22 protein-coding genes and 6 tRNA genes are annotated in these 19,427 nt (G+C 68.2%); 19 read left to right on the top strand and 9 right to left on the bottom strand.

What is annotated here, in order from left to right:
• Positions 1 to 28: 28 nt before the first annotated feature.
• A complete protein-coding gene (locus E0H50_RS00360; protein WP_131283542.1) occupies positions 29 to 1,033 on the bottom strand; it encodes a magnesium and cobalt transport protein CorA in 1,005 nt (334 codons plus the stop codon).
• A gap of 68 nt (positions 1,034 to 1,101) precedes the next feature.
• Here E0H50_RS00360 and E0H50_RS00365 point away from each other — a divergent pair, with 68 nt between their 5' ends.
• On the top strand, positions 1,102 to 2,133 hold the full coding sequence (locus tag E0H50_RS00365) for a 2-hydroxyacid dehydrogenase (protein ID WP_238150687.1): 1,032 nt from the start codon (positions 1,102 to 1,104) through the stop codon (positions 2,131 to 2,133).
• 100 nt (positions 2,134 to 2,233) lie between these two features.
• Entirely contained in the window at positions 2,234 to 2,659 is a 426-nt protein-coding gene (locus tag E0H50_RS00370; protein WP_165546961.1) for an SMI1/KNR4 family protein, read from the top strand.
• A gap of 15 nt (positions 2,660 to 2,674) precedes the next feature.
• On the opposite strand, the gene E0H50_RS00375 is transcribed toward E0H50_RS00370, so the two are convergent.
• Complete coding sequence (locus E0H50_RS00375; protein WP_131283547.1) at positions 2,675 to 3,334, bottom strand: hypothetical protein; 660 nt, start codon at positions 3,332 to 3,334, stop codon at positions 2,675 to 2,677.
• Positions 3,335 to 3,371: 37 nt separating this feature from the next.
• On the opposite strand from E0H50_RS00375, the gene E0H50_RS00380 reads away from it, so the two are divergent.
• Entirely contained in the window at positions 3,372 to 4,793 is a 1,422-nt protein-coding gene (locus tag E0H50_RS00380) for a serine hydrolase domain-containing protein (RefSeq protein ID WP_337590360.1), read from the top strand.
• Positions 4,794 to 4,796: 3 nt separating this feature from the next.
• Here the strand turns inward: E0H50_RS00380 and E0H50_RS00385 are convergent, their stop codons facing one another.
• Positions 4,797 to 5,681: an RNA polymerase sigma-70 factor gene (locus E0H50_RS00385; RefSeq protein ID WP_131283551.1), complete on the bottom strand. Its 885-nt coding sequence runs from the start codon at positions 5,679 to 5,681 to the stop codon at positions 4,797 to 4,799.
• A 165-nt stretch (positions 5,682 to 5,846) separates the two neighbouring features.
• Here E0H50_RS00385 and E0H50_RS00390 point away from each other — a divergent pair, with 165 nt between their 5' ends.
• On the top strand, positions 5,847 to 6,335 hold the full coding sequence (locus tag E0H50_RS00390) for a carboxymuconolactone decarboxylase family protein (protein ID WP_131283553.1): 489 nt from the start codon (positions 5,847 to 5,849) through the stop codon (positions 6,333 to 6,335).
• Position 6,336: 1 nt separating this feature from the next.
• Here E0H50_RS00390 and E0H50_RS00395 read toward each other — a convergent pair whose 3' ends face one another.
• Together E0H50_RS00395 and E0H50_RS00400 are read right to left on the bottom strand one after the other, a co-directional pair.
• Positions 6,337 to 6,858 (bottom strand): DinB family protein, encoded by a 522-nt coding sequence (locus tag E0H50_RS00395; protein WP_131283554.1) that lies wholly within the window; start codon positions 6,856 to 6,858, stop codon positions 6,337 to 6,339.
• A gap of 70 nt (positions 6,859 to 6,928) precedes the next feature.
• Positions 6,929 to 7,339 carry a VOC family protein gene (locus tag E0H50_RS00400; RefSeq protein ID WP_131283556.1) on the bottom strand — a complete coding sequence of 137 codons (411 nt, stop codon included), beginning with the start codon at positions 7,337 to 7,339 and terminating at the stop codon, positions 6,929 to 6,931.
• A 120-nt stretch (positions 7,340 to 7,459) separates the two neighbouring features.
• On the opposite strand from E0H50_RS00400, the gene E0H50_RS00405 reads away from it, so the two are divergent.
• The 4 genes from E0H50_RS00405 (at position 7,460) to E0H50_RS00420 (ending at position 11,871) form a co-directional block, all read left to right on the top strand.
• Positions 7,460 to 7,834 (top strand): VOC family protein, encoded by a 375-nt coding sequence (locus E0H50_RS00405; protein WP_131283558.1) that lies wholly within the window; start codon positions 7,460 to 7,462, stop codon positions 7,832 to 7,834.
• Positions 7,835 to 8,019: 185 nt separating this feature from the next.
• Positions 8,020 to 8,880, top strand: a complete 861-nt coding sequence (locus E0H50_RS00410) for an SGNH/GDSL hydrolase family protein (RefSeq protein WP_202867955.1) — start codon at positions 8,020 to 8,022, stop codon at positions 8,878 to 8,880.
• A 54-nt stretch (positions 8,881 to 8,934) separates the two neighbouring features.
• Positions 8,935 to 9,690, top strand: a complete 756-nt coding sequence (locus E0H50_RS00415; protein ID WP_238150689.1) for an SGNH/GDSL hydrolase family protein — start codon at positions 8,935 to 8,937, stop codon at positions 9,688 to 9,690.
• A gap of 288 nt (positions 9,691 to 9,978) precedes the next feature.
• Complete coding sequence (locus E0H50_RS00420; protein ID WP_238150690.1) at positions 9,979 to 11,871, top strand: heparinase II/III domain-containing protein; 1,893 nt, start codon at positions 9,979 to 9,981, stop codon at positions 11,869 to 11,871.
• A gap of 76 nt (positions 11,872 to 11,947) precedes the next feature.
• On the opposite strand, the gene E0H50_RS00425 is transcribed toward E0H50_RS00420, so the two are convergent.
• Positions 11,948 to 12,544, bottom strand: coding sequence for a mycothiol transferase (locus E0H50_RS00425; RefSeq protein ID WP_131283562.1), 597 nt, complete (start codon positions 12,542 to 12,544; stop codon positions 11,948 to 11,950).
• A 60-nt stretch (positions 12,545 to 12,604) separates the two neighbouring features.
• Between E0H50_RS00425 and E0H50_RS00430 the strand changes: the two genes are divergently transcribed.
• Entirely contained in the window at positions 12,605 to 13,075 is a 471-nt protein-coding gene (locus E0H50_RS00430) for an NUDIX hydrolase (protein WP_165546962.1), read from the top strand.
• Here the strand turns inward: E0H50_RS00430 and E0H50_RS00435 are convergent.
• From E0H50_RS00435 to E0H50_RS00450, 3 genes are all read right to left on the bottom strand, one after another.
• A complete protein-coding gene (locus E0H50_RS00435) occupies positions 13,038 to 13,625 on the bottom strand; it encodes a GNAT family N-acetyltransferase (protein WP_165546963.1) in 588 nt (195 codons plus the stop codon). The two genes, E0H50_RS00430 and E0H50_RS00435, sit on opposite strands and share 38 nt — an antisense overlap.
• A 182-nt stretch (positions 13,626 to 13,807) precedes the next feature.
• Entirely contained in the window at positions 13,808 to 14,320 is a 513-nt protein-coding gene (locus E0H50_RS00445) for a peptidoglycan-binding domain-containing protein (protein ID WP_131283570.1), read from the bottom strand.
• 286 nt (positions 14,321 to 14,606) lie between these two features.
• Positions 14,607 to 14,682: transfer RNA gene (locus E0H50_RS00450), tRNA-Thr, on the bottom strand.
• A gap of 259 nt (positions 14,683 to 14,941) precedes the next feature.
• On the opposite strand from E0H50_RS00450, the gene E0H50_RS44160 reads away from it, so the two are divergent.
• The 10 genes from E0H50_RS44160 to E0H50_RS00490 all read left to right on the top strand — a co-directional run bounded on the left by E0H50_RS44160 (position 14,942) and on the right by E0H50_RS00490 (position 19,128).
• A complete protein-coding gene (locus E0H50_RS44160) occupies positions 14,942 to 15,073 on the top strand; it encodes a hypothetical protein (protein ID WP_272948480.1) in 132 nt (43 codons plus the stop codon).
• A gap of 244 nt (positions 15,074 to 15,317) precedes the next feature.
• Positions 15,318 to 15,393: transfer RNA gene (locus tag E0H50_RS00455), tRNA-Pro, on the top strand.
• Between the two features lie 148 nt (positions 15,394 to 15,541).
• Positions 15,542 to 15,615: transfer RNA gene (locus tag E0H50_RS00460), tRNA-Arg, on the top strand.
• A 117-nt stretch (positions 15,616 to 15,732) separates the two neighbouring features.
• Positions 15,733 to 15,806, top strand: a tRNA-Leu gene (locus E0H50_RS00465).
• An 82-nt stretch (positions 15,807 to 15,888) separates the two neighbouring features.
• Positions 15,889 to 16,335, top strand: coding sequence for an HNH endonuclease (locus tag E0H50_RS00470; RefSeq protein WP_131283572.1), 447 nt, complete (start codon positions 15,889 to 15,891; stop codon positions 16,333 to 16,335).
• A 33-nt stretch (positions 16,336 to 16,368) separates the two neighbouring features.
• Positions 16,369 to 16,441, top strand: a tRNA-Gln gene (locus E0H50_RS42720).
• A 29-nt stretch (positions 16,442 to 16,470) separates the two neighbouring features.
• Positions 16,471 to 17,661 (top strand): RtcB family protein, encoded by a 1,191-nt coding sequence (locus E0H50_RS00475; RefSeq protein ID WP_238150691.1) that lies wholly within the window; start codon positions 16,471 to 16,473, stop codon positions 17,659 to 17,661.
• A 139-nt stretch (positions 17,662 to 17,800) separates the two neighbouring features.
• Positions 17,801 to 18,625, top strand: coding sequence for an alpha/beta fold hydrolase (locus tag E0H50_RS00480; RefSeq protein WP_131283574.1), 825 nt, complete (start codon positions 17,801 to 17,803; stop codon positions 18,623 to 18,625).
• Positions 18,626 to 18,651: 26 nt separating this feature from the next.
• Complete coding sequence (locus E0H50_RS00485; RefSeq protein ID WP_202867956.1) at positions 18,652 to 19,044, top strand: methyltransferase family protein; 393 nt, start codon at positions 18,652 to 18,654, stop codon at positions 19,042 to 19,044.
• A tRNA-Tyr gene (locus E0H50_RS00490) sits at positions 19,045 to 19,128 on the top strand.
• The last annotated feature ends 299 nt before the right edge of the window (positions 19,129 to 19,427 follow it).

Raw genomic sequence — 19,427 nt, forward strand, 5'->3', positions numbered from 1 at the left:
CGGCGGAACACCGTGTGAATCAGGCCGGTCAGGTAGCTTGCCGTCGGGCTGCTCGTTGGCGGCGGAACCAGATCGCCAGCGCGATGCACGGAATCAGGAGGCCGCCGATGCCGAGGGCGAGAAAGTCCCACTCGGCGCCGATGTGGTCGACCAGCCAGCCGAAGTTCTGGCCGAAGAAGCCGGTGACGAAGGTCAGCGGGAGGAAGACCGTGGCGAGGATCGTGAGCTGCTCGATCGTCGCGTTCTGCCGGACGCTGACCTTGGTCTGCTCGACACCGATCACCGCCATGTTCGCCTCCAGGACGGTGGCCAGCAGGTCGCGCTGAGCGGCGACCTCCTCGTTCACCAGGACGAGGTGATCGTGGACATCCCGGAAGTACGGCAGGAGCGCGGTGTTGCGGGCATCGCGTTCGAGGGTCGCGAGGACGGCGATCAGCGGGTGGACGGCGCGGTAGAAGTCGGTGACCTCGCGGCGCAGGAAGTAGATCCGCTCGGTCGGGGCGACCGAACCGGCGAACACCGTCCGCTCGACCTCCTCGATGTCCCGCTCCAGCTCCGCGACGACCGGGCCGTACCCGTCGACGACCTGGTCGAGGATCGCCCAGAGCACCGAACTCGTACCGCACTCCAGCAGCTCGGGCCGCTGCTCGAGCCGGATCCGCGCGCCGTGCAGGTCACTCGCGACACCCTGACGGACGGTGATCACGAACGCCGGCCCGACGAAGACGCTGACCTCACCGAAGTCCACTTCCTCGCGCTCGTCGTCGTACCGGGCGGTGCGCAGGATCACCAGGCGGATGTCGCCCTCGTACGGCTCGACCTTGGGGCGGAGGTGGAACGTTTGCGCATCCTCGACGGCCAGCTCGTGCAGACCGAAACTCTCCCGGACCTCGGTCAGTTCCTCGGCGGTCGGCTCGTACATCCCCAGCCAGACGAACCCGCCGGCGCGGCAGCTCGCGGCGGCGTCCGCGACCGACATCGCCTCGACGTGCTGGCGGCGGCCGTCCCGGTAGTAAGCGCAGTCGATGATCATGGTGACCTCCTCACCCTGATCGTCGTCGTTCGGGCGCCGGGGCGACAGTGGCGTCGGGCGAAGCGGGGATGAAGGTTCCGGTTCAGATGCTGGTCGGGTTCCTGGCACGGGTCGCGGCCGTCGACAAAGATGAGGCCATGGGACTACCAGTCGTGTTGATGCCAGGACCGATGCACGAAGCCGTCGCCCCCGGGCTGGACGGTCACTGCGAGCTGATCCGGCTCTGGGAGGAGAGCGACCCGGACGCCGTCCTCGCGGCCCGCCGGGACGAGATCGTCGCCGTCGCCACGGGCGGTACGGCGATCGACGGCCCGTACCTCGACCGCCTGCCCGCGGTCCGCCTGGTCGCGAGCTTCGGCGTCGGCTACGACCGCATCGACGCGACCGCCGCCGCCGAGCGCGGTGTCGTGGTCACCAACACCCCCGGCGTCCTGGACGACGAGGTCGCCGACACCGCACTCGGTCTGCTGCTGATGACTGTCCGCGAGCTGGGGCAGGCAGAGCGCTACCTTCGCGACGGCAACTGGGCCGACGGCGGGCCGTACCCGTTGACCCGCGCGACCATGCACGGCCGCCGGATGGGCATCCTCGGCCTCGGCCGCATCGGCCAGGCGATCGCCGACCGCGTCCAGCCGTTCGGTATCACCGTTGCCTACCACAACCGCAGCCCGAAGGACGTCGAGTACCAGTACTACCCGTCCCTGGTCGAGATGGCCGCCGCCGTCGACATCCTGATGATCGTCATCCCCGGCGGCGACACCACCCGCCACCTCGTCAACGCCGAAGTACTGAAGGCACTGGGCCCCGACGGCATCGTCATCAACGTGGCGCGCGGCACCGTCATCGACGAGCAGGCCCTGGTCGACGCCCTCCGCACCAACACCATCCACGCGGCCGGCCTCGACGTCTTCGAACACGAGCCCAAGGTCCACCCCGACCTCCTCACCCTCCCCAACACCGTCCTCCTCCCCCACGTAGGCTCCGCCACCGTCCCGACCCGGACCGCCATGGCCAACCTGGTGGTCCAAAACCTCACCACCTACCTGACCACAGGCACCCCACTGACTCCCGTCCCCGAATCCACCCGCCTCCTCCCCTAACCAACCACTCCACGCGTGCGACGGCTATGTGCACGCCTCGCAGCCAAGATCGCGACGACGAGGACTGCGCACTTGAGCCTGGCGTGGCAAGCTGCCTCTCGTGGACGAGGCCGCCTGGAGACAGACATTGCATGCTGTAGGCAACCGCCTGAAGTTGCAGCCACCCGCCGACCCCGGCGAGATCGCGGCCGTCGAACGTCAACTGGGCATCGCGTTCCCCGCCGAGCTGCGTGCGCTGTACGCGGCGACGAACGGCATCTACGACAGGCCTGGCCAGTGGTTCGTGATGTGGCCTCTCGCGGACGTTGCGAACTCGAACCTTGCCGCCTGGAGTGGAGGGGCACCAGAGGCCCGCCAGAAACTCTTAGGCTTCGGCGACGACGGCACGGGAGCCCCCTTCTGCATCGCAGTAGACGGCGAGCCCATCGTCCTGACCTGGTCACCAATCGCACAGGAAGTGCGGCCACTCGCTGCCACCCTGCACGAGTTCTGGTTGAGCTGGCTGTCGGGGGACATCAGGACCTGACGCTCCCGCGTGGGGTCAGCTCAGCTTGGTCGGGTGGCCGTACTGGGTGACGTATGCCTGCTGGTTCGGGGTTAGTGACGTTCGATCGACGGCGGAGTGGTAGAAGATTTCGTTGTCCATCCACCAGCGCCAGGTGAATTCGGCGAAAGAGTCGGCGACTACGACGTACTCGGTGGAGTCCAGCGGAGGATCGTCGGGGTCGGGGGTGAAGCCGGCGGGGGACATTGTGCCGACTACAACGGAGGTGCCTTCGTCGCCCAGGTAGAGGAGCCAGTGATAGACCCATTGGGAGTCTGAGATCAGGTGCAGGAGGCGACCGCCTTCGACGGCGACGATGAAGTCACCTAGGTCGAAGTACGAGTCGGTGGCGCTTCTCAGGCGGTCGCGGAGTCCTTCGTCCAGGAAGCGCGCGAAGTCGTCGGGGATGGTCGCGTCGTCCCCGAGAAGCTCCGCCACAGTCTGCGCCGACAAATCCCGTACGGCGTCGTCCGAGGCGTCCGCGAGGTGGTCCTCGGGGTGGCGGGGTGCGTTCCGGAGCCATTTGAAGTCGCCTACGTCGGCGGGGGCGGGAGGGCGTTCGTCGTAGCCGACGTACGTGGCGAAGGACCGCTCCGAGTACGTGCCGGGGACCTGGATGGTTACCCACCGGTGCGGGAGCTGGGTAAGGAAAAGCACGGGCCTACCGTCCCACAGCGTTGTTAGTGTTCCTGGGGTGTCTGGTCTGTTGCCGCGTTCTGCGCCTGGTGCTGTGGGGGTCTCGGGGCGTTCGGTTCTCGAGTTGCTGGATCGGCTCGAGGCGGAGTCCGTTGAGTGTCACTCGATCATGGTTGTACGGCGGGGGCACGTCGTCGCGGAAGGCTGGTGGGCGCCGTACTCGGCGGAACGCCCGCATCTGCTCTACTCGCTGACCAAGTCCTTCACCTCGATCGCGGTGGGCCTCGCGGTCGCCGACGGGCTGCTCGCGCTGGACGATCGGTTGGTCGACGTACTGCCTGATCACGTTCCGGACGACGTCTCGGAGCAGGGTCGCCGGATCACCGTTCAGCACCTGCTCACGATGACGGCCGGCCACGCCGAGGACAGTCTCGAAGAGGCCTGGCGACGGGAACCGGGCGATCTGGTGAAGGGCTTCCTCCGTACGCCGTTCGCCGCGCCGGAGGGATCGCAGCACACCTACGACAACTCGACCACGTTCGTCCTGGCCCGGATGGTCGAACGGGTGACGGGCCGCGGCCTCCCGGAGTTCCTCGACGAACGCATCTTCAAGCCCATGGGCATCGACCACGCCGAGTGGGACCGGGTGGCGAGCGGTGCCGCGTTCGGGTTCCACGGGCTGCACCTCACCACCGAGGCGGTCGCCGCGTTCGGTGAACTGCTCCTCCGCGGCGGTGTGTGGCGCGGCCGCCAACTGGTCCCGCGTGAATGGATCGAGCTGGCGACCCGCCGGCACGTCGACACGTTGCCGCTCCCGAACTGGCGGCGGAACCCGGAGTTCCTGTTCGGGTACGGCTACCAGTTCTGGATGTCGCAGCACGGCTTCCACGGCAACGGCGCCTTCGGCCAGTACTGCGTGGTTGCCCCGGCTCACGATCTGGTGATCGTCGTGACCGGCTCCATCGAGCAGGAACACGCGCTGCCCGGCCTGTTCTGGGAGTGCCTGTTGCCCAGCCTCGACGCCCCGGAAAGCGCGGCGGACGACGAACTGCTCGCCGACCGGCTGCGGCAACTGACGTTCACGCCGGTGCAGGGTGAGGCCAACCCGGAGCGCTCCGCCAAGGCCAGGCTCAAGGCGTCCACGCCGGACTCGCCGCTGCCCGACGGCACCACTGTCACCGTCGATCCCGCGGGCGACGGGTGGCGCCTGCGACTCGGAGAGCTCCTCGATTTCGAGGTCGGTCACGGCGAATGGCGGGAGAGCTCGCCACTCGGCCGTCCAGTGGTCGCGACAGGTGCCTGGCAGGACAACACGTTCGTCGCCGAACTGTTCGTGATCACGAGCCCGCACCGGGTCCGGGTGGTGGTCGACGCCGAGGCGGGGACCGCGGTGGCCACCTGGAACACCCTGCCGCTGACCGGCCCCAATCTGGTGTTGCACGTCCAGTCGCCGCTGATGACCCGCCCCGACGTCTCCTAGGCCCTAGCGGGTCAGGAAGGTCTCTTCCGTCAGGTGGGCGAGCTTGGCGGGGTTCCGTACGGCGTACAGGCCGGCGATCTTGCCGTCCTCCACGTGGAGAACGGTGACCGTGTCCACCTCGTCGCTGAAGCGGAGGATCAGTGCCGGTTGCCCGTTGATCTGGGTGATCTCGAGGGACCCTTCCGCCAGACGCTCGACAGCCAGCGCGAGCAGGCGGGCGACCTTCTCGGCGCCGACGACCGGACGCGGGAGGGCCTGCACCACGCCGCCGCCGTCGCCCAGGAAGACCACATCAGGGGCGAGAATGTCGACCAGGCCCTGGAGGTCGCCGGTGTTCACGGCACGCTGGAACGCCTCCAGCGCGTCGCGGGTCTGGTTGGCGGAGACGACGCCGCGCGGGCGGCGGGCGGCCACATGAGAGCGGGCCCGGTGCGCCACCTGGCGAACGGCTTCAGGTGTCTTGTCGACCGCCTTGGCGATCTCGTCGTAGTCGAGACCGAACACCTCGCGGAGAACGAACACGGCCCGTTCGGTCGGCTTGAGCGTTTCGAGGACCAGCAGCATCGCCATCGACACGCTGTCGGCGAGTTCGACGTCCTCGGCGACGTCCGGCGCGGTGAGCAGCGGTTCGGGCAGCCACGGTCCGACGTACGACTCCTTGCGGCGGCCGAGGGTGCGGAGGCGCTGCAAGGCCTGGCGGCTGGCGATCCGGACCAGGTACGCGCGGTGGTCCTGCACCGTGTCGAGGTCCACCTTGACCCAGCGCAACCAGGTCTCCTGCAGGACGTCCTCGGCGTCCGCGGCCGAGCCGAGGAGTTCGTAGGCGACGGTGAACAAGAGATTGCGATGGGCAACGAAGGCCTCGGTGGCCCGGTCGGTACCGGTCATGACTTGGCTCCTTCTGCGCGCGTGTGTCACCCACAAGATGCCGCCCGCGCCGATCTTGTGACATCGGAGCCGGTATGGCGCTCGTCACGCCGGCCGGCTGTCACGGGACCGGGGCCGGTGGCATCTCGTGGTCATCCAGTAGATCGCACAGTGAGGACGACGACGATGGAACCCCGTATCGACCTGATGCAGAACGAATTCGGCGGCAAGCTCGCGAAGCGGATGTACGCGGTCCACAGCCTCGTGCAGCAGACCGGCCTGCCGACGGCGACCCAGAACCTGGTGATGCTCCGGGCCAGCCAGATCAACGGCTGCGGAAACTGCATCGACATCCACGCGAAAGAGGCCGCGGCCGAGGGCGAGACCACGACTCGCCTGAACCTGGTCGCCGGCTGGCGGCACTCGACGGTGTTCACCGAGGAGGAGCAGGCCGCGCTGGCGATGACCGAGGAGGCGACCCGGCTCGCCGACGCGTCCGACGGCGTCTCGGACGAGACGTGGGCCCGCGCGGCGAAGTACTACGACGAGAACCAGCTGATCGGGCTGGTCACGCTGATCGCCATGATCAACGCGACCAACCGGATGGCCGTCACCCTCAACCAGCTCGGCGGCTCCTACGAGCCCGGTCTGATGGCGGCCGTTGTCAGCAGCTGAACTACTCCGCGGCGGCCGCGGCCGGGAGGTCCCAGATGCGACCGGATGTCCAGGCGTACTCCCAGGCCTGGATGTCCGGGGGCTCGATGCCGAGGCCGGTGAGGATCGCGCAGACCTGTTCGCGGTGGTGGTTGGCGTGGTTGATCGCCTGGGCGACGAAGATCCCCGCGCGCGTCTCCCGGGTGTTGTCGTCGATGACGATCACGCGGTCGACGTCGAACGGCTGGGTGAGGAAGTACTCCCAGAGCACGCCGGCCTCGGCGTTCCAGGTGGCCAGCGTCTCCAGATCGGTCGCCGGTTCGGTGTCGACGTACTCGAGTGGCCGGTCGACGATTCGGCGCAGGTAGCTGCCGTCGCACCGGACGATGTGGTCGAGGGTCGCGAGGATGCCGCCGTACGTGCCGACGCCGGTGATCTCCAGCTGCTCGGCGGTCAGGTTCTGGGCGCGGCAGAACTCGATCAGGCTGCCGGTCGCCCAGTTGTTGTGCCGGATGGGGTCGTAGAGCAGATCGTTGAGTCCCATACTTCACGCTAGCCGCGCCCGCCGGGCCCGGGGTACCGGTTTTCGTCCCCGAGCACGGCGTACGTCGTCGTCAGCTCGCGGCGATGTTGACCATCCAGTTGATGCCGAACCTGTCGGTGACCATGCCGAACTCGTCGCCCCAGATCTGCTTCTCCAGCGGGACCGTCACCTTGCCGCCGTTGGCGGACAGCTTCTCGTAGTACCCGCGCAGCTCGTCGCCTTCGCCACTGAGGCTGATCGCGATGTTCTCGCCCGGGTTGTACGGCATGCCCTGCGGTGTGTCGGCGGCCATCAGCGTGAACCCGCTCGGGGTCTCCAGCTGGCTGTGCATCAGCTTGTCGTCGTCGTCCGGCCCGTGACCGGTGCCGAACTCCTTGAAGGTGTTCGAGGACAGCTCGCCGCCGAAGACCCCCTGGTAGAACTCCATCGCGGCACGCGCGTCGCCGTCGAACTGGATGTACGGATTGAGCCGAGATGCCATCGAACCTTCCTTCCCCCAAACGGCCGGACCCTCTGGCCCGGCGCCCATGCTCCGCACAGTAGACCCGGCCGCCGACAGTCCGCGACCCCTGGAAACTCGCCATCCAGTTAAGGTCTCGGCATGTTGCTGCGACACATCACGATCGATGCCGGAAACCCCTACAAGCTCGCGCAGTTCTGGAGTACCGTGACCGGCTGGCCAGTGGCCGACGGGGACGTGCCGGGAGACGACGAGGTCCTGGTGCAGGCGCCGGCGCCGCTTCCCGGGCTCCTGTTCATCGCGGTCCCGGAAGGAAAGTCCGTGAAGAACCGGGTGCACCTCGACTGGAGCCCGACGGAGCGGACGCGGGATCAGGAGGTCGACCGGATCCTGTCGCTCGGCGGCACGATCCACGAGGACCATCGGGTCCCGGACGGCCGCGGCTGGGTCACGATGAAGGACCCCGAGGCCAACGAGTTCTGCGTCGAACGCAGCGAAGCGGAGCGCGCCGGCTGAGCAGACCAGCTCGTACGCCGCTCGTCCGCACCACCCGTCGTGATCGACCCCCCACGTCCCGTCAACCTATCCAGGAATTGCCTCTTCGGGGATCCTGGTGTGGGGAACCGGGGGGTTCGCTCCGGGGTGTTGGGGGTAGGAGCATGCAGCGAATTCGGGGGTCACCGCGTCATGTCAGTAAAGGGATGCGGAGGCTGGGGGGCGTCGAGATGTTGCAACAGGTGCGGGACAAGCCGGGGCATGGGCACCACAGGAAGCCGTCCGCGTGGCGGGCGTTCCTGGGGTCGGTCCTCGCGATCGGTGTGACACTGCTCGTGGTGGCGTTGCTCGGCGGCGTCCTCGTCGTACTGGACCCGCGGTCGACGAGCGCCGACACCGCCGTCAGCGGGTCGTACAGCGTCCCGTCGGGCGGGCCGGGGCGCTACGGATCGGGCACCCTCGGTCCGTGGCAGAACCTGATCCACCGGATCAGTCCCGAGGACCAGATCCGCGAGGTGCTCGCGTTCGACGGGGTCTTCATGTTCGGCGACAGCATCGCCGTCCAGGACAGCGCCGCGCTCGAACGGCTGCTGGCCGATCGCACCGGCGACGCGATCGCCTTCCACGACTGGTCCGGGCAGCCGGCGTCCGCGGCGGTCGACGCGCTCGAAGAGTGGTCGCGGACCTACGGTCTGCCACGGCGGATCGTGATCGCGGCCGGTACGAACGACATCTTCGACCCGCCCGCGTTCGCGGCGCAGATCGAGCGCGCGCTGCGGATCGCCGGTCCGGACCGGACGGTGTACTGGGTGAACGTGTACGTCGACCGCACCAAGCTGCCGGCCTCCGTACGGGCTGCCGATCGCGCCAACAGCGCGTGGATCAACCAGCAACTGCAGGATGCGGAGATCCGGCACCCGAACCTGCGGATCATCGACTGGGCCGGGTTCCTCACGTCCCAGCCGAACGGCCCGGCGCAGTATCTACGGGACGGCGTTCACACCAGCCAGCCGGCCGGCGGGTCCGCCCGCAACGAGCTGATCGCGGACGCGATCCGAAATCGCTAGGCGCGTGCCAACCTCGACGCCGGTGTGCGCGTGAACAGAGCTGAGGAGGTAGGCATGTTCATCAAGCGCTGGTCGACCTCGGCCGCCGTCATCGTGGTCCTGACCGCGTTCCTCCTGGCGCTGCTGCATCTCGAAGCACCGTCCGCGCATGCGAAGGCCGCCGCGCCGGTCGTCAGCTCGGGGGACTACGGATCCGGCGCGCTCGGGTCCTGGCAGGCGAACAACCGGGTGATCTCGAGCAGCGCGGAGGTCCGCCACGTGGTCGCGTCCGACGGCGTGGTGCTGTTCGGGGACAGCATCGCCGTACAGGACGGCGCGGCGCTCGGCCGGCTCCTCGGGCAACAGCTGGGTACGTCGTTCGCGCAGTACAGCTGGGCCGGCCAGCCGACGTCCGCCGCGGTCGACGAGATGGCAGTCTGGGACCGCGAGTACGGCCTCCCGCGGCGGATCGTGATGGCGGTCGGGTCCAACGACATCTTCGATCCGCCGGCGTTCGCGGCACAGGTCGAGCGGGCGCTCCGGATCGCCGGCCCGCAGCGATCCGTGGTCTGGGTCGACGTACAGGTGTCCCGGACGGACGAGCCGACCGTGGTCCAGGTCGCGGATCAGCGCAACAGCGAGTGGATCAACCTGCAACTGTCGCAGGCAGCGTCGCGGCATCCGAACCTGCGGATCGTACATTGGGCCGAGTTCCTCGCGGCCCGGCCTGAGCGGCTGCACACCGACCTGCGTGACGGCCGGCACACGACCGTGCCGACCGGTCAGAACGCGCGGAACGCCCTGATTCTGCGGGCGATCCGGACCAGCTGACGCTGCCCTTCCGGGCAACCGGAAACCGGAGTCGCCGATCCGCGCAACTTTTCGGAGCACTCACGACATCTATGAGGTAGAGGAAACAATCTGACCTCGGGGGGAACCGATGGCGACGTACACGACAGGAGCAGACCGGCGGATCTGATGCCGGGTGCAACCTACGGCGACGCGCTCAGCGTTTTCTGAAGCGACACCACCACTTGACTCTGTCCCGGGGATCGCCCCACCCGAATTCAGGTCTAGGCCAGAATAGTCATGCCCTCGGGCATGTGGGGAGGACCAACGATGCCGGCGAGACATCTCCGCACGTCCAGTACGACGCTCCGGCTCACGATCGCGTTGCTCGTGAGCGTCGCCGTACTGGGCGCCGTGCTGATGATCCCGTGGGGCGGCTCCGAGCCGGAGGCCGCTCCGGACCCGACCGTGAGCCACACGCCCGAACCGCCCACACCGCCACCGGCGCCGGTCCGGCAGAACGTCTACACATGCCCGGCGTACAGCGGAATCGACCACGCGAACCCGGTCGCCAACCTCTACAAGGACACATTCAAGTGGGGTACGACGCCGCCCACCAAGGTCGGTGACGGCAAGGGGAACATCAACTGGCGGATGAACCCGGCCAACAACCCCAGCTGGTACATGTGGCTGCACTCGCTTCGTTGGCTCGGGCAAGGAATCGACGCCGCCGCGCGCGGTGACAAGGCTGCGCTGCAGCGGGTCAGCGCGATCGTCCACGACTGGGTCAAGGACAACCCGTACTCGTGGAAGTCCGACGTCGGCGCGTACGAGTCGACCATGCACCGCACCAACGTGCTGATCTGCCTGCGGCAGGCGGTGCTGTCGGGGCTGAAGGTGGCGCGGCTGCCGCTGACGTACGCGTGGCTGGACAAGGCGCTGCTGGAGCACGCGTGGTTCCTGCAGAAGAACTACAGCGGCGACTGGAACCACGGGACCGACGAGAGCCTGGCGTTGTTCGGCATCGGCTGCACGCTGCAGCGCGACGACCTGAAGAAGATCGCGTCCGACCGGCTGACGAGCGCGATCAAGACGTCGATCGACACGCAGGGGTCGACGAACGAGCAGTCGACGGCGTACGCGCAGTTCAACTACGTGCTCTGGGGACGGGCGATCGACGTACTGCGCAAGTGCGGCGCCGACCCCGGTACGACGATCACGGCCCGCCGGCGGGAACTCGCGAAATGGCTCGCGCTGGCGACCAACTCGCTCGGGAACCTGCCGCAGCTCGGCGACTCCGAGGTGGTGCGCACGGCGCCCGTCCCCGGGACCGTTCTGGAGTACGCCGGGACGCGTGGCGCCCGCGGCATCCGGCCGACGCAGCGGATCGGGATCTTCGACGCCGGGTACATCTTCGGGCGGACCGGCTGGGGCGAGAAGCGGCCGTTCACGCAGGAATCGACGTACAGCATCCGGTTCGGGCCGACGCGGAAACTGCACGGCCACGAGGACCACACGTCGATCACGTACACGTCGCGCGGGCGGGACATCCTGATCGACGGCGGGCACGCCGGGTACAAGGTGGACGACTGGCGGAGCTGGGCGAAGAGCCAGTTCGCGCACAACGAGCTGACCGTGGCCTCGGCCGCGGCCGAGCACCCGGACACGAAGCTGGTGCGGTCGTCGATCAAGGACACGTCGGAGTTCTACGAGTTGAAGGACAAGCTCGGCGCCGTCGACCGGACGCGGGACGTACTGGTGCTGAAGGATCCCGACCTGATGGTGGTGCTGGATCGCGGTTCGTCGGCCGCCGAGCAGGAGTACTCGACGCTGTGGCATCTGCCCGCGGACCAGACGGTAGTTGTCAGCGGCAACGACCGGGCGACGGCCGCGCGGCCGGGTGACACGGTGAAGACGACGCTGCTGCAGATCCCGTTCCAGCAGCAGACGACGCCGATCGAGGTGACGACCGGGCAGCAGGACCCGATCCAGGGCTGGCACTACACGACCATCGACAAGCGCCTGCCGTCGCCGGTGGTGAAGTTCAACCGGACCGGGCAGAACGCGAGCATCCTGTCCGTGATCGCGCCGACCCGCACCAACGCGACGGTCTCGTACACCACGTCGATGCAGGGCTCACGGATGATCGTGAACCTGACCGTCGACGGGGTGACAACGGTGATCGGGGTTTCCGCGGACGGGACGCTGCAGCGGATCAAGTAGGTTTCGCGGACCGCCAGCACTCAACAACTGCCCTCCTCGGCACGCGCTGAGCGTGAACCGGGGTCGCCGAGGCAGGTTATGTAGTGGTGGCGGTCCGCTTCGGGCCGACCGGCTTCCAGTCGTGGGGTGGGTCCTCGCCGACGCGGCCGTCGACGGCCTCGCGGATCAGGTCCGCGTGGCCCGTGTGGCGGCCGTACTCCTCGATCAGGTCGCAGACCAGGCGGCGGAGGCTCGCGTGCCTCCCATCCGGCCAGGCGATGTCGGCCGGCTGGTCGAGCCCACCGTCGGCGATCGCCGCCGTCAACGTCGCCCGCGACCGGGCGACCGCGCCGTCCCACAGCGCGTACAGCTCAGCCGGCGTGTTGTCGACGGCGGAGTTGAACTCCCAGTCGTTGTCGTCCCGCCAGCCGTTCTCCAGCCACGGCCCGCTCATCGGCCTCCCCTGGAACTTCACGTCGAACAGATAGTCCTCGTTCGCCGCCAGGTGCTTCATCAACCCGCCGAGCGTGATCGACGACGCCCCGATCCGCGTGTTCAACCCGTCCGCGTCCAGCTCGTCGACCTTGTACCGGAACGTCGTACGCAACCGGTCCAGCGCACCGACCAGATGCTCGACGTCACTCCCCGCCAACGGCGGCTCCCACCACGGCGACACCCACGCAGTTTCACTCATGGCAGCACGGTAGGCCCGGTTCCGGACACTCTCCTTCCGGAACCTGCAATACTCGCCCGCATGCAGCGATACGCCGGTGTGATCGCACGGTACGACGGGATGGTCGCGGTGGTCCGGGAGCAGTACGAGGCCTGGGACGCGCCGTACTGGAACCTGCCGAGCGGCGCCGTGGAGGACGGTGAGACCCCGGCGGACGGCGCGGTACGGGAACTGCGCGAGGAGTCCGGCCTGGTCGCCGCGGCGGGAGACCTGGAGCTGGTGTGGACGACGCGCACGACGGCCGACGGCCGCATGACGTCGCGGTCGTGGAACTACGTCGTGGACGTGCGCGATCCCGCGTTCGCGGTCGACGATCCGGACCGGTCGGTCATGGAGGTGCGGTGGGTCCCGGTCGAGGACGCCGTACGGCTGCTGAGCAAGCTTCCGTACCCACCGATCGCCGTACCCGCGGTCGACTACCTCGCGTACGGCATCCGCGGGCGGGACTGGGGGTTCACCCTCTACGGAGAGACGTGGAGCTGGGATCAGTAAAGGTCCGGCGGACGACAACGTTGCGTTTGGCCGACGTACGGTCCTCGGCGTACGTCGTGAAGCCGGCGGCGAGGAAGGTGCTGAGTACGCCGCGGCCGGGGTCGCCGGGCATCGCCTTCACCGGGTACGCCTCGACGATCCGCGCACCCGAACTGCGCGCGTAATCGACGGCCGCATCGACCATCGGAGACGTCAGCCCCTGCCTCCGGTACCCGCTCTTCACGAACAGGCAGTTGATCGCCCAGATCGTCTCGTCCTCCGGCTCGTCGATCGGCAACACCCGCGAGTGGACGATCGCGGCGTACTCCGTCCGCGGGGCGACCGCACACCAGGCCGCCGGGCGCTCATCGACGTACCCGATGAGCCCGACCGGGACGCCTGCCTGAACGAAACCCTCGAGCGCGGCGCGGTTCTCGGCACTTCCGTTCGCGGCGACGGTCGACGCAGGCAGCCGGCGGGCCATGCACCAGCATCCCCGCGTCCCACCACTCGTCCCGAACAGCTCGAGCAGGTCCTCCCACCGCCCCTGGTCGACCGGATACGCCTCCACCCGCGCATTCAACCACGCATGTATCGTCCGGACGCACGTCGGATCCGGCGCGCTGAGCTACGACGACCGCGACGTGGAACACGCGGTGGTCGGCACCGACGGCCTGGTCACGGACGGCCCGCCCCTGAAGGGCACCGCTACAACGCCCTGGGCACCGAACAATGGCCAGGCCTCTGGCGCGGTTAGCTGCAGGTCCGGGTGTTGTACGACGCCCACGTCCAGCCGCTGCCAATGTTGAACTGGTAGTTTCCGGCGCTGCTACGACGAACGTAGAAGGCATGCTCGGGACCGGAGTACAGCCCGTTGACCCAGCCGGACGCGTCGAAGGTGTGAGAGATGATGCCCGCCGCAGTCCAACTCTGGCGGCCCGCGGAACCGTCCGCAGACAGACCGTTCGCCCGTTGGAACGCCCGCGTCGCCGTATCGGTCCGGTCGCCGAAAATGCCGTCGATCTCGCTCTTCGCCAGGAAGCCGTTGGCCCAGAGCACCGCCTGCCACAGGCAGGTGGCGTTCGAGTACCGATGGACGGCGACGCTCACCACACCCTCGTCGTACCAGTCGGTCTGCATCGCGCCTGACCCGGCCACGTAAGCCCGGCCGGTGTAGCTGCCACTGGCCTGCGCCGGACCTGCGACCAACAAACCGGCAACCACCGCCGCGATCCCCACCACGGCGCTCAGAATGCGCGTCTTCACCAAATCCTCCAGAAGTGTCCTCGAGCCTGCGCCGCGACGGTACGCGCCACCTCCGCCGCACTACTGCCCGTACCCGACCCGTACCGAGCGCCCAGAAAGCCTGCTAACGCCGAGCCGGACGAATACGACAAGACAGACGAGGACGAGGGGCCGGAGGCGTCCGCGCTGGTGCCCAGTTAGCACGCGCGTTGGCAAACCCGCACCATGAGCGGCACGACGAAGCAGGCGAGACATGCAGAACCCCAGGTCGATGTTGCTCTGACCTGGGGTTCTCCGAGTGCGGGAGTGGAGCCGCCTGTCGGAATCGAACCGACGACCTTCTCATTACGAGTGAGACGCTCTGCCGACTGAGCTAAGGCGGCGGGTTGCTGCGGCAAGAGTGTAGCGGGAGGTGGGGGAGGATTCCGAATCGGATCCTGGGCGGAGGGGTACGGCGGGGTACCGCGGGGGCGGGGTGTGGTCGGGGTCACTGGGGAAGGGAGCGGAACCGGGGTGGGGTGGTGGGCGTCGGAGGGGTGGCTGAATTGCTTGGGAACAATTGTTTTGCGGAAATGCGTTGACTTCGTTGTGGGTGCTGGGTGAGACTATTTCCCGCGAGACCAAGACCTTGAGGAGAAGATCGTGTACGGAACGCACATCCTGAACGAAGCCTGGCGGCCGGGCCGCGTGGCTTTGTCGGCGTGCCTGCGATCCGTGGGCGACGACACCGCCTACCACCAGCTCAGCCTGTGCACGGACGGCCCACCTGGGTGATCTCCGCGTGGAGAGACCTCCAGGAGCCGTCTGAGCCGGGTACCGGCAGCAGGCGGCTCTTTCTTTTGCCCGAACCACGGGCCATCGCCGATGCGCAATGGTTGCGGACCGGATTCCAAACCCGCGTCATGAGGGTTCGACTCCCTCCATCGGTGCTTTCCGGTATTCACGGATATCGGCACGAACAATTGACAACTGGACATTCATCGCATTTCTCCCGGCGCCTTGTGGGGCCGGGAGAGGACCAGTTGTAGGCCAGCGGCCAGGCCACCTCATTTGGGTTGAGGAGATCGGGGGTTCGAGTCCCTCCAACTGGACCAGGCGCCCGCAGGATGCTCAGCTACCGGCCGAGCGAGCGCCACAACCAGGTCGGCGTCTGCAGCCAGGGGAGGCTCTGGACTGCCGCTGCCGACCCACCCATGCGCCCTGCGCCGGAAATCCGCAAGACATCCGGCGCAGGGCCGGTGAACGCCCGTGGCTCAACCGGACAGAGCGCCTGCCTACGAAGCAGGAGGGTGCAGGTTCGAATCCTGCCGGGCGTGCTGTGTCCGAGGCAGAAGCGGGCGATGCGCCGGGACGTGGCCCCGGAGGAAGCGGGTTCGAGCCCCGCCGGACACCCTCGAGTACGGCACGCTCACGCAGCGTACGCCGTACTCCCCGCGGCTCTGGCCCAACTGGGAGAGGCGCCTGGCTTAGAACCAGGAGGTTCAGGGTTCGAATCCCTGGGGCCGCACGGATCAACCGAGACCGACCGACACCGAGATCGCCGACCTGCTGACCGCGGGTCGGGCACACTGGATGGGAGGAGGAACCACATGAGCGGTGTGATCGTTCTGAATGCCTCGTACGAGCAGCTGCACGTCGTGTCGATCCCGCATGCCATCCGGATGCTCGTCCGGGAGGTCGCCGTCGTCGAGGAAGCACATGACGGCGCCAGCATCGGACCGTTCCCCCTCCCCCGCGTCCTGCGTCTTGTCCGGTACGTCGTGATGAAGTGGCGCTACGCCTCCGGCCGGCTGCAGTACACGCGGGCCGGCGTACTGAAGCGCGACAAGTACACGTGCGCGTACTGCGGCCAGCTCGGCGCCACCACGATGGACCACGTGATCCCACGATCACGCGGCGGTCGGGGAGAGTGGCTGAACGCCGTCGCCGCGCACGCGCGCTGCAACGAGAAGAAGGGCTCGCGCACACCGGAAGAGGCCGGCATGCCACTGCGGTGGCAGCCGTGGGTCCCTTCCCGTGCCGAGATAGCGCTCTGACGCGACACCCACCGGTGCCGCCGACGAGCGCGATGCCAGGTGGGCGCCGGTGACCCACCCTCGGTTCTGACCCGAGGCCCCGCAGGTTCGAGCCCTGCCCTGGCAGCTGCATGCAGACGAATCGAGGAGGGGAACGTGGAGCTTCCAGTTGAGCTGAGTGGGGCGAAGAGCTCCACCCTGATGTGGGCTCAGGAGTACGACGTCGACGCGAAGGCCCTGCAGCAGCTGCGGAACATCGCGGCGCTGCCGTGGGTGCACGGCGTCCGGGTGATGCCGGACGTGCACCTCGGTAAGGGCGCGACCGTCGGGTCGGTGATCGCGATGAACCAGGCCGTGTCGCCGGCCGCCGTGGGCGTCGACATCGGGTGCGGGATGGAAGGTGTCCTGACCTCGCTGACGGCTTCGGATCTGCCGGACGACCTGTCGGCGATCCGGTCGCGCATCGAGGCCGCCGTACCGGTCGGCTTCCGGGCTCACGAGGACCAGGTCGGCGTACGGCGGCTCGGGCTGGACCCGCGTCCGTGGGACAAGCTGTGGGGCGAGTTCACGAGTCTGCACGACGGTGTGCAGGACCGGGAGCGCAAGGCCAAGCAGCAGATGGGGTCGCTGGGCGGGGGCAACCATTTCATCGAAGTGTGCCTCGATGACGAGGACCGTGTGTGGCTGATGCTGCACTCCGGGAGCCGGAACATCGGCAAGGAGCTCGCGGAGCGGCACATGCGGATCGCCCGGGACCTGCCGCACAACGCGGATCTCCCGGACCGTGACCTGGCGGTGTTCCTGTCCGGTACGCCGGAGATGGACGCGTACCGTCGCGACCTCACGTGGGCCCAGGAGTACGCCGCCCGGAACCGGGCCGTCATGCTCGCGCTGGTGATGGAGGCGGTGCGCGGGTCGTTCGAGGTCGACGTACGGTTCGAGCAGCCGATCTCGTGCCACCACAACTACGTGGCCGAGGAGCACATCCACGGGCTCAACCTGCTCGTCACCCGCAAGGGGGCGATCCGGGCCGGGCGTGGCGACCTCGGGCTGATCCCGGGGTCGATGGGCACCGGTTCGTACGTCGTTCGCGGGCTCGGCTCGGAGCGCTCGTTCTACTCGGCCTCGCACGGGGCAGGCCGGCGGATGAGCCGCAACGAGGCGAAGCGCCGGTTCACCGTGGACGACCTGGTCGCCCAGACGACCGGCGTCGAGTCCCGCAAGGACGCCGGCGTGATCGACGAGATCCCCGCCGCCTACAAGGACATCGACTCGGTCATCGCCGCCCAGTCCGACCTGGTCGAGGTCGTCGCCCACCTCAAGCAGGTCATCTGCGTCAAGGGCTGAAGAGGTTCCTGCCGTGGTCAGGGGACACGGCAGGAACCTCGAGGTGCTCGCTGGTACGTGGTTGTTCGCAGGTGCGCCGAGGGCGGTGTGGGTAGTTCTTCGGAAGCGGAAGTGCGGCGTCGAGGCCTACCTTGGCGGTATGACGGTGCGCGGGCGGCTGCTGCGAGGTCTGCCGGTCGACGAACGGCGGGGCCAGGTCGGCGGTGTGGCGACGGTCGTTCTCGAGGGCGGGGACGGGCCGCCGCTTGTTCTTCTGCACGGCGGTATCGAGTGTGGCGGGGCCTACTGGGCGCCGGTGATCCCGCGGCTCGCGGAGCAGCACCACCTCGTCGTACCGGATATGCCGGGGCTCGGGGAGTCCGATCCGGTCGCTCGACTGGACCAGCCGACCTTCGACGACTGGCTGAAGGCGCTGCTCGAGCTGTGCGATCAGCCGCCGACCTTGATCGCGCACTCGCTCGTCGGGACGTTGGCGGCGCGGTTCGCGGCGACTCACCCCACGCGCCTGCAGCGGTTGGTGCTGTACGGCGTACCCGGGATTGGACCGTACCGGATGCCGATCGGGCTGCGGGGGATCGCTGTCCGGTTCGCGCTGCGCCCGTCCGCGGCGAACATGGAACGCTTCGAACGGTGGGCTTTCGCCGATCTCGACGCCGTACGACGCCGCGCACCGGACTGGATGGACGCCTTCAGCACCTATACGCGCAGCCGCGCCCGCGTACCGCACGTCAAGCGGACGATGCGTTACCTGGTCGCCACCTGCACCAAACAGATGCATGACCGGATCGACGTCCCCACGACGCTGATCTGGGGTGCGCAGGACCGCTTCGTACCGCTGGCCCTCGCCGAGGAGGCCGGCCGCAGGCTTGGCTGGCCGCTCAAGGTGATCGACGACGCCGGGCATGTCCCGCACATCGAGCGACCCGGCGCGTTCCTCGAGGAAGTCACACGAACGCCGCGCTGAGGAACCTCCCGATCCCCGAGGCCAGTGTGGCCGGGATCGCGGCCGGGTTCGCGCTCGAGCAGCTCCATCCGTGGTGTGTCAGACGACGGCCCGGCGGATGGGCGCTGATCGCCGCCGGCGGCATCGTCATCGCGGGCGCCGTGCGGGCAGCCGCAACCAACGACCTCGCGAGGCCCGAACGGCTCGTCACCAGCGGGCCGTATGCGCTGAGCCGGAATCCGATGTACGTCGGCTGGTTCATGGCGCAGGTGGGGATCGGGCTGGTGACCGGCTCCGGCTGGGTGCTGGCGACGTTGCCGGCCGTCGGGGCGGGGCTGCACCGGGACGTCGTCCGTGAGGAACGGCGACTGGCCCGGAGCTTCGGGGACGAGTACGAGCGCTACTCGGAGAAGGTCGGTCGCTACCTCCCCAGGCGATGAGCAGGAGCGCCGCCGCTGGAGGGGCGGGGCGGGCTGTAAACCCGTTGCCTTCGGGCCTAGCAGGTTCGAATCCTGCCTTCTGCACGCAGGACTGCACAGCTATGACAACAGATATGACAAGAGAGGAGGACCGGCCATGGCCGACCTCAGGAACAGGAAGCGAGTGCCTGGCGGCAGGACCGGTGCTCCGGTCCAGCAGGGTCACTCGATGCGCCGCGTGCTGCTCGCCTGCGGGCATGTGCAGCGCGACCGAATCGCCCACCGTGGAGATCACGTCTGGTGCGAAGCCGACTGCTCCGACTGGATCCGCGTGGTCTCGGTCCAGGAGTAGTCAGCACCAGGGCCGGCAGTGTCCCGCAACGGCCGGCCTAGTACCCATAACC

The organism is Kribbella sindirgiensis, from assembly GCF_004331435.1.
Lineage (GTDB): Bacteria > Actinomycetota > Actinomycetes > Propionibacteriales > Kribbellaceae > Kribbella > Kribbella sindirgiensis.